The sequence below is a fragment of the Sulfurospirillum sp. 1307 genome, assembly GCF_054408545.1.
Genome location: NZ_CP176011.1, coordinates 1,380,657 through 1,397,780, shown reverse-complemented (window position 1 = coordinate 1,397,780; position 17,124 = coordinate 1,380,657). Strand labels below are relative to the sequence as shown.

14 protein-coding genes and 1 pseudogene are annotated in these 17,124 nt (G+C 29.3%); 9 read left to right on the top strand and 6 right to left on the bottom strand.

What is annotated here, in order from left to right:
- The first annotated feature begins 2 nt into the window (after nucleotides 1-2).
- Nucleotides 3-1,409, top strand: a complete 1,407-nt coding sequence (locus ACKGJI_RS07075; protein WP_458699585.1) for an ethanolamine ammonia-lyase subunit EutB — start codon at nucleotides 3-5, stop codon at nucleotides 1,407-1,409.
- Nucleotides 1,403-2,167 (top strand): ethanolamine ammonia-lyase subunit EutC, encoded by a 765-nt coding sequence (gene eutC, locus ACKGJI_RS07070; protein WP_458699584.1) that lies wholly within the window; start codon nucleotides 1,403-1,405, stop codon nucleotides 2,165-2,167. The genes ACKGJI_RS07075 and eutC overlap by 7 nt, the downstream gene beginning before the upstream one ends.
- On the opposite strand, the gene ACKGJI_RS07065 is transcribed toward eutC, so the two are convergent.
- Nucleotides 2,156-4,015 (bottom strand): 7TM diverse intracellular signaling domain-containing protein, encoded by a 1,860-nt coding sequence (locus tag ACKGJI_RS07065; RefSeq protein WP_458699583.1) that lies wholly within the window; start codon nucleotides 4,013-4,015, stop codon nucleotides 2,156-2,158. The genes eutC and ACKGJI_RS07065 overlap by 12 nt on opposite strands.
- Nucleotides 4,016-4,123: 108 nt before the next feature.
- On the opposite strand from ACKGJI_RS07065, the gene ACKGJI_RS07060 reads away from it, so the two are divergent.
- The 6 genes and pseudogenes from ACKGJI_RS07060 to ACKGJI_RS07035 all read left to right on the top strand — a co-directional run bounded on the left by ACKGJI_RS07060 (nucleotide 4,124) and on the right by ACKGJI_RS07035 (nucleotide 11,046).
- The gene (locus tag ACKGJI_RS07060; RefSeq protein WP_458699582.1) at nucleotides 4,124-5,710 is read left to right on the top strand and encodes an aspartate:alanine exchanger family transporter; all 1,587 of its coding nucleotides are present in this window, start codon (nucleotides 4,124-4,126) and stop codon (nucleotides 5,708-5,710) included.
- 83 nt (nucleotides 5,711-5,793) lie between these two features.
- Nucleotides 5,794-7,875 (top strand): transporter substrate-binding domain-containing diguanylate cyclase, encoded by a 2,082-nt coding sequence (locus tag ACKGJI_RS07055; RefSeq protein WP_458699581.1) that lies wholly within the window; start codon nucleotides 5,794-5,796, stop codon nucleotides 7,873-7,875.
- A gap of 61 nt (nucleotides 7,876-7,936) precedes the next feature.
- Nucleotides 7,937-8,453, top strand: a pseudogene (locus tag ACKGJI_RS07050) (cache domain-containing protein); the annotation flags it as partial.
- 15 nt (nucleotides 8,454-8,468) lie between these two features.
- Nucleotides 8,469-9,626 (top strand): methyl-accepting chemotaxis protein, encoded by a 1,158-nt coding sequence (locus ACKGJI_RS07045; protein WP_458701714.1) that lies wholly within the window; start codon nucleotides 8,469-8,471, stop codon nucleotides 9,624-9,626.
- Between the two features lie 2 nt (nucleotides 9,627-9,628).
- The gene (locus ACKGJI_RS07040; protein ID WP_458699580.1) at nucleotides 9,629-10,207 is read left to right on the top strand and encodes a CheB methylesterase domain-containing protein; all 579 of its coding nucleotides are present in this window, start codon (nucleotides 9,629-9,631) and stop codon (nucleotides 10,205-10,207) included.
- Nucleotides 10,207-11,046: a CheR family methyltransferase gene (locus ACKGJI_RS07035; RefSeq protein ID WP_458699579.1), complete on the top strand. Its 840-nt coding sequence runs from the start codon at nucleotides 10,207-10,209 to the stop codon at nucleotides 11,044-11,046. Before ACKGJI_RS07040 ends, ACKGJI_RS07035 begins: the two co-directional genes overlap by 1 nt.
- Here the strand turns inward: ACKGJI_RS07035 and ACKGJI_RS07030 are convergent.
- From ACKGJI_RS07030 to ACKGJI_RS07015, 4 genes are all read right to left on the bottom strand, one after another.
- On the bottom strand, nucleotides 11,043-11,657 hold the full coding sequence (locus tag ACKGJI_RS07030) for a 3'-5' exonuclease (protein WP_458699578.1): 615 nt from the start codon (nucleotides 11,655-11,657) through the stop codon (nucleotides 11,043-11,045). The genes ACKGJI_RS07035 and ACKGJI_RS07030 overlap by 4 nt on opposite strands.
- Complete coding sequence (locus ACKGJI_RS07025) at nucleotides 11,657-13,477, bottom strand: DUF294 nucleotidyltransferase-like domain-containing protein (RefSeq protein ID WP_458699577.1); 1,821 nt, start codon at nucleotides 13,475-13,477, stop codon at nucleotides 11,657-11,659. The genes ACKGJI_RS07030 and ACKGJI_RS07025 overlap by 1 nt, the downstream gene beginning before the upstream one ends.
- A 93-nt stretch (nucleotides 13,478-13,570) precedes the next feature.
- Nucleotides 13,571-15,475, bottom strand: a complete 1,905-nt coding sequence (locus ACKGJI_RS07020) for a sodium:solute symporter family protein (RefSeq protein ID WP_458699576.1) — start codon at nucleotides 15,473-15,475, stop codon at nucleotides 13,571-13,573.
- A gap of 12 nt (nucleotides 15,476-15,487) precedes the next feature.
- Nucleotides 15,488-15,742, bottom strand: a complete 255-nt coding sequence (locus ACKGJI_RS07015) for a DUF4212 domain-containing protein (RefSeq protein ID WP_458699575.1) — start codon at nucleotides 15,740-15,742, stop codon at nucleotides 15,488-15,490.
- A 329-nt stretch (nucleotides 15,743-16,071) separates the two neighbouring features.
- Between ACKGJI_RS07015 and ACKGJI_RS07010 the strand changes: the two genes are divergently transcribed.
- Nucleotides 16,072-16,326 carry a hypothetical protein gene (locus tag ACKGJI_RS07010; RefSeq protein WP_458699574.1) on the top strand — a complete coding sequence of 85 codons (255 nt, stop codon included), beginning with the start codon at nucleotides 16,072-16,074 and terminating at the stop codon, nucleotides 16,324-16,326.
- Here the strand turns inward: ACKGJI_RS07010 and ACKGJI_RS07005 are convergent.
- Nucleotides 16,303-16,980, bottom strand: coding sequence for a GDSL-type esterase/lipase family protein (locus tag ACKGJI_RS07005; protein WP_458699573.1), 678 nt, complete (start codon nucleotides 16,978-16,980; stop codon nucleotides 16,303-16,305). The two genes, ACKGJI_RS07010 and ACKGJI_RS07005, sit on opposite strands and share 24 nt — an antisense overlap.
- Nucleotides 16,981-17,124 lie beyond the last annotated feature (144 nt).

Genomic DNA, 17,124 nt, shown 5'->3' with positions numbered 1-17,124 from the left:
AAATGGGCTTATATAAATATATATTAGGAAATAAAACTTATCAGTTTAATAATCTAGCAGACTTGATGGCAAAAGCTACGCCACATAGATCAGGAGATAGTTTAGCAGGAATTTGTGCTACTTCTTCAGAGCAAAGAGTCATAGCTCAAATTCTTTTATCACAAACTCCTTTAAAAACTTTTTTAGAAGAATTTTTAATACCTTATGAGGATGATGAAATAACAAGGTTAATTATCGATGAGCATGATAAAGAGGCATTTAGTTTTATATCACACATGTGTGTTGGTGATTTAAGAGATTGGCTTTTGGATGATAGTACAACTACTCAAGACATAGAAAAAATAAGAGATGGACTAACTGCTGAAATGGTTGCAGCTGTAAGCAAAATAATGAGAAATCAAGATTTGATTTTAGTTGCAAAAAAACTTTCAGTTGTAACTTCATTTAGAAATACAATCGGTTTAAAAGGACATATTTCTACTAGATTACAGCCTAATCATCCTACAGATGATTCATTGGGTGTTGCTTCTAGCATTATTGATGGTTTATTGTATGCTAATGGAGATGCGGTTATTGGTATAAATCCTGCTACTGATAGTATTGAGCAGAGTATTAAACTTTTATATATGTTAGATGAAGTTATAAATAAATATGAGATACCAACACAATCTTGCGTATTAACACATGTAACCAATACAATAGAAGCAATAAATAAAAATGCTCCAGTTGATTTGGTTTTTCAATCTATCGGAGGAACTCAAAAAACAAATGAAAGTTTTGGAGTAAATCTTAGTATATTGCAAGAAGCAAAAGAGGCAGCTATGTCTTTAAAAAGAGGCAGTGTTGGAAATAATGTGATGTATTTTGAAACAGGGCAGGGAAGTGCACTCTCAGCAAATGCAAATTTTGGATTAGATCAACAAACTTGTGAAGTTAGATCATACGCTGTTGCTAAAAAATTTGACCCATTACTTGTTAATACAGTTGTAGGATTTATTGGCCCAGAGTATTTATATGACGGAAAAGAGATTATAAGAGCTGGTTTAGAGGATCACTTTTGTGGAAAATTATTAGGTTTGCCTATGGGGTGTGATATATGCTATACAAATCATGCTAAAGCTGATCAAAATGACATGGACAATCTTTTAACACTTTTAGGTGTTGCCGGATGTAATTTTATTATGGGGATTCCTGGTTCTGATGACATTATGTTAAATTATCAAAGTACATCTTTTCATGATGCTTTGTATTTAAGAAAAGTACTTGGTTTAAGACCAGCGCCTGAGTTTGAAAAATGGCTTTTAAAAATGGATATTTTTAAAGATTCAAAAAAATTTATCCTAAATGATACAATGCCAAAAAGTTTTTTAAATTCATTACCAAATATTAAAGAAGATAAGTCATGTTAGTTAAAAACCCTTGGGATGCACTTAAAAAATTCACATCAGCTAGAATTGCACTTGGTAGAAGTGGAGTTAGTATCCCTACAAAAGAATTACTTGATTTTCAGCTAGCTCATGCAAGAGCAATGGATGCTGTGCATGAACCAATAGATTTTAAAAAAGTAAAATCTGATTTAAAGAAAATTGGATTTTGTGATTTCTTAGAATTACATTCACAAGCAAAAAATCGTGAAACTTATCTTCAAAGACCAGATTTAGGTAGGAGTTTGGATGAAGATTCTAAAGAGTTGTTAAAAAACAACAAAAAAAATTTTGATTTAGTAATTGTTGTTGCAGATGGGCTTTCATCTTTTGCAATAGAAAAAAATATAAGTAAATTTTTAAAAGTTTTATTTGAAAAAATAGATAATTCTATAAATATTGCTCCAATATGTTTAGTTAAACAAGCAAGAGTAGCTATAGCAGATGAAATAGGTGAAATACTAAATACAAAATCTTCAATGATACTAATAGGAGAGAGACCAGGATTGAGTTCTCCTGATAGTATGGGATTGTACTATACTTATGAGCCTAAAATTGGTTTAAATGATTCAAATAGAAACTGTATATCTAATATAAGAGAAGAAGGTCTTAGTTATGATTTAGCTGTAGGTAAATTTCTGTATTTATTTTACGAATCTTTTAGGTTAAAATTTTCAGGTGTAAATCTTAAAGATAGATATGAGCTAAAATCTTTGAAACATGATAAAAGTTTAACTATTTAGCCATTTTATAGTTACTTTTGTTCCATTTTCAAAATCTAAATTGATATTTCCTTTTAGTTGTTTTTTTGATAAAGCATTAACTAGGATTAAACCTAGAGTTGATTTTGAAGCAGAGTTTATATCAAATCCAATTCCATTATCTTGTATTGAAAAAACATATTGATTTAGTTCATTTAGATATAATTCTACTTTGATTTTTTTATCTTTTTGATTTTTATTAAAAGCGTATTTGTAAGAGTTAGTTACCAGCTCATTTAGTATTAATCCACAATGTATTGCTTGTTCTATTTTTAGTTTAGTTTCAATATTTACTTCTAGCTTTACATCATCATTGTAGCTATTCTTTATATCACTTAATACTAGTTCAAAGTAGCTCTTAGCATCAATTTCTGAAACACTGTCTTGCTTGTATAAAAGTTCATGTAAGTGGCCCATGGCACTAACTCTATTTTGGATTGTAACTAAAACATTTGATATCTCTAAATTATTTGGTAATTTATCTTTTTGTAGTCTTATAAGAGAGATAATTGTTTGCATATTGTTTTTAACTCTATGATGAAGTTCTTTTAAAAGTAACTGTTTTTCATCGAGTGCTTTTTGCAAATCTTTAGTTTTTTTGATTACTTTTTCTTCTAGTCTGGCACTTTCAGTAACTTTTTGGTTTATAAGCTCTTTATGAGCAATTTCAGTTTCATGCTGTAATTGTTTTATCTTGTGAGCTAATGCAATAGAAAATAAACTAGCCTCAAAAACCAAAGAAATTTCAACATAGTATGGATTGTATTTATAGATATTAAAAATTCCCATGCTTGATAAAACTATAAATAGTATTGCAAAAGCGATGGCTGTTAATCCAAAAAATATGTAATATGATTGTTTGTTTTTTTTGATTAAAGCATATATTGTTATAATATAGATAAAACCTAACAGTGAAGTTGGAAGAATGTTTTTATATCTATCATAATCATCAGTAAATGTAAAAAACAAGACAGATATAAAGGTTATGGTTATGGCAATATTTAGTAGCTTATTGATTTTTGGATAGTAGTCTTTTATTCTTAAAAAACTTTTTACAAATAATGATAATGCCAATATCGGCGTAGAAAATAAAATGGCAGCATTTTGCATAAGAAAACTTGTTATTGTTTGGTTGAACAGATAAATTCCTCCTATACCAACATACATTACATGATGAAAGAGTATAGTAACAACATAAAAAACATAATATAAGTAGTTAATATCTTTTGAAAAGAAAAATATAAATATATTATACAAAGCTAGTATACTCATCGCCCCAAAAAACAATCCCAAAATAATTTGATGTTTTAATTCTTTTTTGTAAAACTCATCTTTATCCCAAAGCTTGAGCTTAATGATTAAAGTAGTAAATTTTGAATTTGTTTTTATATAAAAAGTTTGTTTTTCATTTGGCTCTAGATTTATGTGAAAAATTGGAGAAGTTGAATTTCTATTTTTATTTACATGTAAAAAGCCTTCTATTTGAGGTTTATAATTGTTTTTAGGAGAGTAAAACTCTATGACATTGGTTAGAGCATTGTTAAATTCTAAAATCTTGTGCATAGCTTTATTTGAATTATTAGTGATGCTAAAGCGTACCCAAACATTAAACTTTGTAGAGTAGCCAAATCCTAAAAGCTTTTTAGAGTTTTTTTTGAATGTAATGTCTTTTTTTAAAATATCATCAATTGTTAGCCTTTGAGTTTTATCAATGTAAATTTCACTATGAGATAAAATATCAGTGTATTTTGTATCTTCAATTGTATCAACATGAGATGCAAAAGAAAGTGTAGATAGTAACAATATAAGCAATATTTTTAGTTTTATCATATTTTTACCCATATTAATTTAAAGTTTATTATACTAAAATCATATTTATATATCTACATGTAGAAAAATTGTAGTATAATTCGCAAATATTAATTTTTTGGTTTAATCATGATTCATAGTGAAATTTTTTATCTTTTTTCAATCATCTCTGTTGGTTATATTCTTGGTAATGTAAAAATAAGAGGCTTTTCTTTGGATATTACAGCTATGCTTATAGTTGCTCTAATAGCAGGACATTATGGCATGGTAATATCTGATCAATTTAAATTTTTTGGTTTAGCTATATTTATCTATGCTGTTGGTTTACAATCTGGTCCGGGTTTTTTTGAAACTATCAAAAAAGATGGTGTAAGATTAAATATATTAGCAATTGCTTTAGTTTGTTTGATATTTGTAACGATTTTTGCAATTGGTCTTTATATGAAATTGCCAGTTGGAACAATTGAAGGTATATTTACTGGCTCGCTTACAAGTGTTCCTGCACTTGCTTCAGCTTTGGAAGTGAAAGACGATCCAATGATTTCGGTTGTTTTTGGTTTGGTCTATCCTTTTTGTATAGTTCTTACTGTTCTTTTTGTAAGATTATTACCAATTATTTTTAGAGTAAACCTTGATAAAGAGATAGAATCATATGAAAAAGAGCAGCGCTCTAAATACCCTGATGTTTATACAAAAAATTATAAGATTTTAAATGAAAATTTTAAAAATAGTGCTATTAAAAAATCTCAGATTGAAGATATGACTGGAGCAATCATCGAGAGGATTGAGCTGTATTGTGATGATGAAAAAAATTTGGAAGAAAATCCAGTTTTACATGTTGGAGATATTGTAAGGGCTAGTGGGACTATAAATCAACTTAAAAAATTAGAACTCATTTTAGGAGAAGAGGTTAAAGAGAGCATAGAGTTTCATGATGATATGAAAGTTTACAGATTATTAGTAGCTTCAAAAGAGATTGTAGGGAAAAAGATAGCTGAACTTACACAATTAAAAGCATTAAGAGCAGTGATAACAAAAGTAAGGCGTTCAGGTATCGATATAACACCTGATCCAAGTTTAACTCTAAGACTTGGCGATAAGCTTTATGTTGTAGCTCCTGAAGAGTATGGAGAGAGGGTTACAAAGATAGTTGGTGATGACTTGATGAAATATCCAGCAGCTGATTTTTTACCTATATCTTTAGGAATTGTATTTGGCATACTCTTAGGAAGTATTCCTTTTGGTTTTCCAGGAATTGGAAGTATAAAACTTAGTTTTGTAGGTGGTATTTTACTTGTAGCTATTATTTTAGGGCGTATGGGTAGAATTGGCTCAATCGTATGGCAACTTTCACCTCATTCAACAAGCATGATGAAAACTTTGGGACAACTTATTTTTATGGCTACAATTGGAACAAATGCTGGAAAATACTTGGTAGAATCAATTGCTCAAAATGGATTTACACCAGTTTATATAGCAGTTATTGGTTTAGTTATTCCAATACTGATTTTAAGCATAATATGTCGAGTCTTTTTGAAAATGAATTTTTTAAATATTTTAGGGCTTCTCTCAGGTGCAATGGTTTCAACTCCAACTTTGAGTATGGTAAATAATACAACAAAAACAGAGTATCCAAGTATCGCTTACGCTGCTGTTTATCCTGTAAGCCTCGTTTTGATGATAGTTTTAGCTCAATTTGGTTTAAAATTATTTTAAAGGTATCCTTAATAAAATTTTTAGTTTAAGAAAAATTATTTAAAAAATATGCTAGTATAGTATCAATAAAAGGTGAATATAATATGAAAAATATAGTTACACTTATATTGTTACTATTTTTTAGTGTATCTTCTTATAGTTCCCAGTTAAATCTAACACAAGAGGAACAAGACTTTTTGTCTTCGCATAAGATATTAAAAGTTTCTAATGAGCTAGATTTGTATCCATATGATTTTAGTGAAAATGGTCTTGCAAAAGGCTACTCTGTTGATTTTATAAAACTAATTGCCGATAAACTTGGAATCAAAATAGAGTTTGTTAGTGGCAGTTTTGATTATTTGGAAAATGAATTTAAAAATGGCAATATTGATTTACTCAATTCTGCAATGAAGTTAAAATATAGAGAGAAATTTGCAGTTTTTAGTGATGCATATGTGCAATTAAAATTTTCTTTGATAACTGCAAATCAAGATAAAATAAAAAGTATAAATGATTTAAAGGGTAAAAAACTAGCAGTAGTAAAAGATAGTATTCCTTATTACTATATCAAAAAAAATTTAAAAGATGTTGTTTTCAAAGAGTTTTCCAATAAAATAGAAGCTTTAGAAGCAGTGGCATTTGGCGTTGCTGATGCTATTATTTGTGATTATTTTACTGCAAATTACATAATCAAGCAAGATATGTTATCAAACCTGAAATTTGTATCTAAAGTAGATTTATATAAAGACCAATCTTTGTATTTTATGATACAAAAAGAAAATACTATTTTAAAAGACATTATAAATAAAGCTATGAAAAGCGTAAGTGATGATGAGCTTTTAGATATTAAAACAAGATGGTTAGAAAAGAGTAGTTTAGAAAAAAAAGTTTTAAAACTTTCAGAAGAAGAAAAACAATATATCAAAAATAAAAAAGAGATCAAAGTTTGTATTGACCCTGATTGGATGCCATTAGAAGCAAATGAAAATGGTCTACATGTAGGAATTAGTAGTGATTATATGAAAATAGTAGCTAAAACTACAAATTTAAAAGTAAAATTAGTTCAAACAAAATCATGGATAGAAAGTATTGAATTTGCAAAAAAAAGAAAGTGTGATATTTTTTCGCTAGCTATGAGTACTCCTGAGAGAAGAGAGTATATGAATTTTACAAAGCCATATCTACATATACCTCTTGTTTTAGTTACTACAAATGACAAACTTTTCTATGATGATGTAAGTGCGCTCAAAGATAGAAAAATTGGTATTGTAAGAGGGTATGCTTATGGAGAGATACTTAGGGTTAGATACCCAAATATGCACTTGGTTGATGTAGAAAATATATCTGAAGGTCTAGAGAAAGTTGAAAAAGGCGAATTGTTTGGATTTATTGGAACTTTAGCAACAGTTGGATGGAGAATTCAAAAAGATTATGTAGGAAGTTTAAAAATAGTTGGTAAGTTTGATGAATCTTGGGATTTGGGCATGGGAGTAAGGAATGATGATATACATTTACTTCATATTTTAGATAAAGTCATCTCATCAATTAGTAGAGAAAAACACCAAGAGATAATTAATAAATGGATTTCAGTGAATTATCAACAAACTAAAAAGGGTATTCCAAAAGAGGTTTTATATATCTTTGCATTTATTGTTTTATTTATCTTATATAGACAATATGAGTTAAAAAAACATAACTCTCAGTTAGAAAAACTCTCAGTTACTGATAAATTAACAGGGATTTATAATAGACTTAAATTAGATGAGATGTTAATGCACAAAAAAAATGTTTATGACAGATATGAAAGAGTTTTTAGTGTTATTATGTTTGATATAGATGATTTTAAAAAGGTCAATGATAATTATGGCCACCAAGTAGGAGATGATGTTTTAAAGAAGATTTCAAGTATTGCTGAATTAAACAAAAGAAAAAGCGATATACTTGGAAGATGGGGAGGAGAAGAGTTTTTAATCATTTGTCCTGATACAAACTTACAAGGTGCTCTTGCATTAGCTGAAAAAATTAGAGAAGAAATTGAAAAATATGATTTTGGGATAAAAACTTTAACAGCTAGTTTTGGAGTAAGTGAGTACAGTGAAAATGATTCAATAGAAAAACTAATAAAACGAGCAGATGATGCTTTATACAAGGCAAAAAAAGAAGGTAAAAATAGAGTTTTTTCATAAATAAAATAAAAATAAAGAACTTTATGTTAGAATATTTGTATTATGGATTAAAGGATAGGGTATGAATATATCTACTAGAGTTATGGTTTCATTGATAATTTCTCTTTTTGTACTTGGAGGTGCTCTTATTGGGTTGGCATATAGCAATATGCTTGATGAAAGAGATACTTTAATTGCAAAACTTAGATTAGAGTTATATGACTCTAAAAAGAGCGAATTAAAAAATGAAATGAGAATTATTCAAGGGATAATACAAGGTGCTTATAATAGCTTAAAAAAAGAGGGTAAAAGTGATAAAGAGATAAAACAAACCATCAAAGATACAATCAGAAATGTAAGGTTTTTTGATGACAATAGTGGATATGTTTTTATCTATAACTACGAAGGTACAAATGTACTGCACCCATTAAAACCCCAACTGGAAGGAAAAAACCTAATAGGTTTAAAAGATAGTAATGGATTATATCGTAAAAGAGCTTGTTGATGGTGCTAAAAAAGGTGGATCATTTTTAGAGTATATGTGGCCTAAAAAAGCTGGAGGAGAACCAAAGCTGAAGTATAGTTATGCTATAGGTTTTGAACCATATAATTGGATGATAGGAACTGGTGTATATGTAGATAATATTGAAAATGATTTACAAATGACGGAAAAAGAAATAAATAAGGAAATTTTAAATCATATTTGGTTTTTTGTTTTATTAGCAGTTATACTAATCGTTTTAAACTTACTTATAAATATTTATTTGGTTAAAAGAAACATTACAAATCCTCTTAAAAGTTTGATTGAAAGAACAAGAAATCTATCTAGTGGTGATGGTGATTTGACTAGAAAACTAGAAATCACTGGAAATGATGAGATAGCTCAAGCTAGTGTTGAGATTAATAATTTCATAGAAAAAGTACGTGAACTAATTGCTCAAGCAAAAAATCTATCTAATGAAAATTCTTCAATATCACATGAACTCTCAACTACTTCGCTAGAGGTTGGTAAGCTTTTAGAAGAATCAACAGAGGTTGTAAACTCAACTACAGAGCATGCTGCTACTTTAAAAGAGGAGATGGTAGGAAGCATAGAAGAAGCAAAAGTTACAAAAGATGATTTGGAAAAAGCAAACAGTGTTTTAAATGAAGCAAACCAGGCTATATTAAATCTTACTGAAGATATTAAACAAAGTGCAGTTACAGAGATAGAATTAGCTGGGAAGATTCAACAACTTAGTAGTGATACTGAGCAGGTTAAAGATGTACTTTTAGTTATAGGTGATATTGCAGACCAAACAAACCTTCTTGCTCTAAATGCAGCTATTGAAGCTGCGCGTGCTGGTGAAAATGGACGAGGATTTGCTGTTGTTGCAGATGAAGTTAGAAAACTGGCAGAGAGAACACAAAAGTCTTTAGTTGAAATAAATGCGACAATTAATGTAATCGTTCAATCTATTATGGATTCAAGTGATCAGATGACAAGAAATTCTAAAAAAGTTGAAGAGCTTAGCCAAACTGCAGTTAGTGTAGAAGAAAAAATCAATCTCTTATCTAATGTTATGGGAAGTGCAACTAACATGGCAGAAGGCTCCGTGGAAAATTATATAAAAACAGGTAAAGATATTGAGGATATCATAGAAAATATCTCTCAAATCAATGAACTCTCAACTCAAAATGCAAGAAGTGTTGAAGAAATTGCAAGTGCAGCAGAGCATATGAACAAAATGACTGAATCACTTAACAATAAGTTAGGAGAATTTAGAACATAAAAATGAAAAAAAAGTTGATTTTGATTGGGGCTTCTACTGGAGGTCCTGGTCATTTAAAAAAGATATTTTCTGCATTAAATGGTGATTTTGGTGTCCCAATCATAGTTGCACAACATATGAATCAAGTTTTTATTGAGAGTTTTGCTAGACAATTTAATGAAGAATTAAACCATAAAGTAATATTAGCAAATAAAAAGCATAAATTAGAAGACAACTATATATATATTTGTGCAAAGCATTGTGAAATAATCAAAGAACACGATAATTTGTTTTTAAAAGCTATGGATATATCTAATTCTAACTATAATCCAAGTATTGAAAATCTTTTTAATTCAGTTAAGAATTTTGTAAATGAATTTGATATTCTTGCAATTTTGCTTACAGGAATTGGATCTGATGGTGCATATGGATTATCTGACCTTCAAAAATTAGGTTCAACTTGTATTGCAGAGAGTGAAGAAAGTGCGATAGTATATGGTATGCCAAAGGTTGCAGCTGAGATAAACAAAGATATACATGTAATGAGTCTTGAAAAGATAATAGAGAAAATAAAACAGTTTACTTTAGATAGGTATATATAATGTTTTTTTTTAGGAAAAAGAAAAAAGTAGAATCTGATAGCATTCAAAAGTTAGAAAAAGAAGAATTTAGTACTTATGGTCTTAATGATGTTTTTCATTTAATCAAAAGAGAAACAGGAGTAGACCTTTTTGCTAAAAAAAGTATTATAGAAACAAGATTGAAGCTTTTTTGTGAAGAAAAAGAAATTTATAGTTTTAAAAAATTATATGATGAAATAAAATACAATATTGAATTAAAACAAGAAGTTATAAATCTACTAACTGTTAATGAAACATACTTTTATAGAGAAGAAAAACAGCTTCAAGTTGCAATTGATTTTATAAAAAGTTTAAATAGAGATGTTGAAATTGTATGTGCTCCTTGTGCGTCAGGAGAAGAAGTTTATACTATATCTATGTTATTAAATGAGCAACTAGGAAATAGGATTAAATTTAGAGTTATAGGAATCGATATAAACTCTCAAGCTATTGAAAAAGCAAAAATTGGAATTTATACTGAACGCTCTTTACATAAATTAAGTGATAATTTAAAGTATAAGTATTTTACAAAAGAAAATGATAAATTTAAAATAAAAAAAGATTTGTTTTCATCAGTTGACTTTTTTGTTACTAATATATTTGACCATTCATTTTTTAATTTAGGAAAATTTGATTTGATTTTTTCTAGAAATATGCTGATTTATTTTGATGAAGAGTTTAGAGTCAAAACTATGGAGCAATTTTCAAAAATTATAAAAAATGATGGAAGATTATATTTAGGCCATGCCGATATTGTACCAGAAAATAAATTTTTTACAAAAAATGGTTATGGACCAAATTGTTACTATACACTTTCTTAAAGGTGTTTAATATTTTTTAATTTTATGTACATCATAGCTGTCATAATAGCATCGCTAAGAGCATCATGCTTTCCAAAAATTGGTAATCCTAAATCATTCATAATACTATCAAATCTCAAATCAATTGTTCCATCTGGAATTAGTTTTATTTTTTTATCGTGGTAAATCCCTGAAACTTCAATTTGTTTATTTGGAAGTTTTATTCCAAGATAAGGTTTTAAGTATTTATTTATCATTTTCACATCAAATTCTAAATAATATCCAACAAGTGGTCTAGAGCCTATAAAATGTAAAAATTTATCAATAGCTTCATTTGGTGTCATACCATTTTGTAAGTCAATGTTTCTTATTTGATGTATTTTTATACTCTCTTTACTTATAGGTTTTGAAGGCTGGACAAATGTTTCAAATTTTTCTGATGTAAGTATTTTATTGCCTTTGATTTTAACTGCACCAATAGATAATATTTCATCTTTTTTAGGATTTAATCCAGTTGTTTCAGTATCATAAACTACAACTTCATCATCAGGTGCAATACTATCAAATAAAAATGAATATTTTTCATCTTTTAGTTTTTTTCTATTGAAATGATTATAAACTTTTTTTAGCATTATTGCACCATATTTATTTTAAAGTGATGTGATATAAAACTTTTAAATTTATTTACTATCTTGAAACTGTCTTTGAGTAATTCAAGCTCAAGCTGATTTAAATTTTTGATATCTATCATATTTGTCTGATTTTGTTCACCTTCTTTATCAACATGAAGTAATCTATCATGCAATCTTAAGCTCAAAAGTGTATCAAATGCTTCTTCAATAGCTCCAGCAAAGCTTTCTTCTAAAATTTTTAGTCTTTTTAATTCTCTAATGCGACTATTTGTATTGGTTTCAAAGATATTATTTTCTAAAGATAAGCTTCTAATACCTTGAACTATTGGGAAAATTCCACCTTTTTTCATATCTATTTTGTTATCTTTTGCTTTTAGGTTTGTAAACATTCCAATTGGTGTATCAAATAAAAGAGTAGCTTTTGCAAAATTTGCCATAAAAACACTTCTATCTTTTACTGATGATCTTATCATATCCTTTACATCATATAACAACTTATGATCTCCTGCAACTGGGATTGAATCAAAGAATATTGCTAAGTTCATGTAATCATCTCCAGTTGGAGCTTCTATCCATTTATCTACTTCTACTTTATACTCTTTCTTGTGTTTTCTCCAATATGGATTACAAACCATGATATTACCAGGGCATCTAGGAAAACCAAAGTCGATTAATATTTCAGTGAATTTTTCCATATATTCTTTATAGTCTTCTTCATTTGCATCATCTGAAATTATTAAAGCATTATCTTGATCTGTTTTTAGCATTTGCTCTTTTCTACCTTCGCTACCCATTACGATAAGACAAGCTTTTTGTGCTAGTTCATTAGGTACGAGCATATAATATAGTTTTTCATATATTTTCTCATTTAGCTCACTAATCAGTTTTGCAATATATTCTACTTTTGTTCCTTTTGCATGAAGCTTTTTGATTATATTTATAAAATCACTACTTGCAGTTTTTAACTCTTCTATGCTTTTTGCTTTTTTAATTTGAACAGCAACTAAATATGAATGATTTGCAAAATAACTTAGTAAGTCTAGTTGCTCTAGTATTCCAACAACTTCATTATCTTTTTTTACTACTATTCTTTTGATAGAGTTTTTAGTAAATGATAAAAGAGCATTAAATAAAAAATCATCATAATCAATAGATATGATAGGAGTTAGTGCAATTGGTCCTATTGGGCCAAACTTATCATAATCATTAAACAATATATGTCTTCTTAGTATACTATCTGTTACAATTCCTAGCTCATTATCTTTTTTAACTAAGATACAATTTGATTTTTTTGACTCCATATCTTTTAGAGCATCCATGATAGGAGTGTTTTCTTCAACTATACAAGGCTCGTGTAAATATGAATCACTAACTCTAGCTATCATAAAACCAGAAAGTTGAGATGAATACTCTTTTTGTTTTGCAGATTGAATTTTATTTGCTAAATCTTTTACAAAATAGTCTTTAAAACTTGTATTAGATTCTATTAATTTTTTAAAATCAGCTTTTTTCATTTCAAAACAAATTAATTCTTCTAAAACGACAAAACTATCTTCAGTTTTATCATAAATCAATGAGTCAGCATCAAATATATTTGAGTTATGATAAACTTTTACCAATTCATCATCGTGATATTCTCCTACTTCTCCTTTTACAATTATGTATAAATATTCAGCAGGCTTTTTAGGAGATATTAAAAGAGTGTCTTTTTCATAGTATGCAATATCTGAAGAATTAACAGCTCTTGTTAGTTCTCTTTGTGTTAGTAAATCAAAAGGATGAATTGAGCGTAAAAACGCTTCTTGGTCGTGTAAACTCATATGTTTTAACCTCTTTTTAGTCTTTTACTAAAGTATCAAAAATATCTTAATAAAAGACTAAAAGTACACCACCGAAGTGGTGTACATATGTTTTTAGTGATCGTGCGCAGCACCAGCACCTCTTGGTATTCTAATTCTCTCAACCAAGTCTTGAATTTCTTGTGGTGGTGGAGGTGTAATTTTACTTACTACTATAGCAACTATAAAGTGTAAAATCATACCAATTGTTCCAATTCCAGTTGGAGCAATTCCCCATAGATAATCAGCTTTGTCCCCACCCATAAATACAAAGTATACAATATAACCAAATGTAAATATAAGTCCAGTTAACATTCCAGCAATTGCACCTTCTTTATTCATTCTCTTATAGAAGATTCCAAGAACAATTACAGGGAAGAATGAAGCAGCAGCAAGACCAAAAGCAAATGCAACAACTTGAGCAACAAAACCTGGAGGGTTTATTCCTAGATAACCAGCAACACAAATAGCAACTATAGCAGCAGCTCTTGCAGCTAGTAACTCAGCTTTTTCACTCATTTTAGATTTTCCAGTCTCAGGATCTTTCATAAGCATATTTCCTAAAAGGTCATGAGAAATTGAAGTAGATATAACAAGTAACAATCCAGCAGCAGTAGAAAGTGCAGCAGCCAAACCACCAGCAGCGATGATTGCAATTACCCAGTTTGGAAGACCAGCGATTTCAGGATTTGCTAAAACGATAATATCTCTATCTAGATATAATTCATTAACAATTTTACCTTTTGCTCTCATCTCTTCAGCACTCATATTGTGAGCTGGCATTGAGTTTTTAACTAGTCTTTCACCACTAGCACCTCTTTTGTCTCCATCATAAACTGGTTTACCTTTTTTATTATCAAATGCTTTTCCAGCAGCAAATTGGATTTTACCATCATGGTTTCTATCTGTCCATCCAATTAGTCCAGAATTTTCCCAAGTTTTAAACCATCTACCATTGTTTGTAGTTCCATCAAGATGTTTTGCTTCTCCATTTACGAATTTTGCATATTCAACATTTTGAAGATTTTTGATTAGGTTAAGTCTAGCAAAACCAGCAACTGCAGGGATTTGAGTATATAAAATAGCGATAAACACTAAAGCCCAACCAGCTGAAATTCTAGCGCCTTTAACTGTTGGCGTTGTAAAAAATCTAACGATAACATGAGGAAGACCAGCAGTTCCAAGCATTAGTGCGGTTGTTAGCATAAAAACATTCCAAGTACCACCATGACTTACTGTATAAGCACCAAAGCCTAAATCAGTCATAGAAGTATCAAGTGCATGTAGTAAGTAAGTTCCGCTATCAATCATTCTTATACCATCATCGAATTGAAAAGGTATAGTACTACCAAATCCAATTTGTGGTAAGAATTTGTCAGTTACTTGAAGAGAAAGGAAGATTGCTGGAACTGTAAAAGCAAAAATCATAACACAATATTGTGCAACTTGAGTATAAGTAATCCCTTTCATACCTCCAAGTACTGCATAAACAAAAACGATAGCCATACCGATAAGTACACCTGTGTTTACATCAACTTGTAAGAATCTAGAAAAAACGATACCAACACCTCTCATTTGTCCTGCAACATATGTAAATGATACAAATATTACACATATAACAGCAACAGTACGAGCTAAATCAGAATAATATCTATCACCAACGAAATCTGGAACAGTAAATTTACCAAATTTTCTCAAATATGGTGCTAAAAGCATCGCAAGCAGTACATAACCACCAGTCCAGCCCATAAGATAAGCACCACCATCACTACCTTTTAGTGAAACAATACCAGCAAGTGAGATAAAAGAAGCAGCACTCATCCAATCTGCACCTGTTGCCATACCATTTAATACTGGGTGAACTCCTCCACCAGCAACATAAAATTCCTTAGTTGATCCAGCTTTTGCCCAAATTGCAATTCCAATGTAAAGAGCAAATGATAAACCAACAAATAGATAAATTAAACTTTGTAATTCCATTATATATCCTTCTTATTCATGTATATCATATTTTTCTTCTATTCTTTCCATCATCTTTGCGTAAACAAAGATTAGAATAACGAAGACATAAATAGAACCTTGTTGTGCAAACCAGAATCCTAACTTGAATCCTCCAAACTCGATAGCATTAAGCTCATCAAGGAAGATTATTCCACAGCCGTATGAAACGGCAAACCAAACAACTAACAATTTAATAATTGTTGAGATGTTCTCTTTCCAATAAGCATCAGCAACTTCTTGGTTCATAAGTTCTCCTTAGTAGTTTTTTGTCATGGTTAATAATAAAACTTCAAAATAGCATTTACATAGCAATGTTTATTTTTATCAAAGAAATAAACAAAAAAAGAATATTTTGTGAAAAAAAGTAACATTGTAATATTTTTAATATTTTATATAAAGAAGTCATTTTTTGATTATATCTATATTGTTACTAAAATAGACATATTTGTGTATTTATTGATTTTATAATTATTTTTATAAAGATATTAGTTTCGTTTATATTATAAAAAGTTACTTTTTTATACAGTTTTCAAATTATGGCATAATTTCATCAAAAAATATAAAAAGGAAACAATTTGAATAAAACAATAGAAAACTTTTTAGCACAAATAACTAGTTTAAGTCAATTAGATGCCAACAACCTTCCAGAAGAGGTAATAGAAGAGATGGCAAAAATGAGTCCTGAAGAGCTTTTTAAAACTTGTAGCCAATTTGTAGTACTCATACACAATGTTCCTAGTGAAAATAAAATGATTACACTTGATGAAGATGAGATTATGTCTTTAGCCCAAAACTATGTAAAAGAGTTAGTTGCTAGGTTCAAAAGTTGAAGTTACTAAGTTGGCAACTTTATTACTAGGTATTTCATATCCTTTTGCATTTGGATGAACATAATCAACTTTCAATGAATCATCAGCCAATATTTTCTCAAGGGCATCACTTTCTAAAGGTACATTTAACTCCTCGGCTACTTCATAATAAATTTGTGCTGTACTTAAAGAAATAAGCTCAACTGTAGGAACTCCAATCATAACTACATGTATATTTCTTTTTCTTGCTATTTTTACCATGTTGATTAGATTTTCTTTTAGCTTATACAAACTTTTTTTTCTTAATATGTCATTTCCTCCATGACAAATTATGAGAATTTGTGGGTTGTATTTATCTAAAACTTCTGGTAGTCTTCTTAACCCTTGAGCTGATAGTTCACCATTTTTTCCTGCGTTTATTACTTCTACTTGTAGTAAATTTGCTAGTTGTCCAGGATATGTCTTGTCCCTATCTACTTTATACCCATAAGTAATACTATCTCCAAAAGCTACTACTTTAGTTCCATAAGGCAACATAACACTCCCATCAAATTCATCATTGTTTGATTGAAAGTAATTAAAAAAAACAATTACAATAATTGAGATAAAAATTAATTTTAGGGCACCTCTAATAACCCTAAATGGTCTCAGCTTTTCATAGAGAGTTGTAATCAAGGCAGATGTTCTTCAGTGTAGCCATAGCTACATTGAAGGTTATCTAACGCCGAGTACTACTCTCTATGAAAAGCCCTACGGGAGGGATAAAAAAAGCGATCTTGCAAAAAACTTTTTATCACCGTAGCTACGGCTACGCTTCAA

Bases quoted from the DNA above. Each gene is read 5' to 3' on its own strand.
- ACKGJI_RS07075 (WP_458699585.1), top strand. From the start codon at position 3: ATGGGCTTATATAAATATATATTAGGAAATAAAACTTATCAGTTTAAT.
- eutC (WP_458699584.1), top strand. From the start codon at position 1,403: ATGTTAGTTAAAAACCCTTGGGATGCACTTAAAAAATTCACATCAGCT.
- ACKGJI_RS07065 (WP_458699583.1), bottom strand. From the start codon at position 4,015: ATGATAAAACTAAAAATATTGCTTATATTGTTACTATCTACACTTTCT.
- ACKGJI_RS07060 (WP_458699582.1), top strand. From the start codon at position 4,124: ATGATTCATAGTGAAATTTTTTATCTTTTTTCAATCATCTCTGTTGGT.
- ACKGJI_RS07055 (WP_458699581.1), top strand. From the start codon at position 5,794: ATGAAAAATATAGTTACACTTATATTGTTACTATTTTTTAGTGTATCT.
- ACKGJI_RS07045 (WP_458701714.1), top strand. From the start codon at position 8,469: ATGATAGGAACTGGTGTATATGTAGATAATATTGAAAATGATTTACAA.
- ACKGJI_RS07040 (WP_458699580.1), top strand. From the start codon at position 9,629: ATGAAAAAAAAGTTGATTTTGATTGGGGCTTCTACTGGAGGTCCTGGT.
- ACKGJI_RS07035 (WP_458699579.1), top strand. From the start codon at position 10,207: ATGTTTTTTTTTAGGAAAAAGAAAAAAGTAGAATCTGATAGCATTCAA.
- ACKGJI_RS07030 (WP_458699578.1), bottom strand. From the start codon at position 11,657: ATGCTAAAAAAAGTTTATAATCATTTCAATAGAAAAAAACTAAAAGAT.
- ACKGJI_RS07025 (WP_458699577.1), bottom strand. From the start codon at position 13,477: ATGAGTTTACACGACCAAGAAGCGTTTTTACGCTCAATTCATCCTTTT.
- ACKGJI_RS07020 (WP_458699576.1), bottom strand. From the start codon at position 15,475: ATGGAATTACAAAGTTTAATTTATCTATTTGTTGGTTTATCATTTGCT.
- ACKGJI_RS07015 (WP_458699575.1), bottom strand. From the start codon at position 15,742: ATGAACCAAGAAGTTGCTGATGCTTATTGGAAAGAGAACATCTCAACA.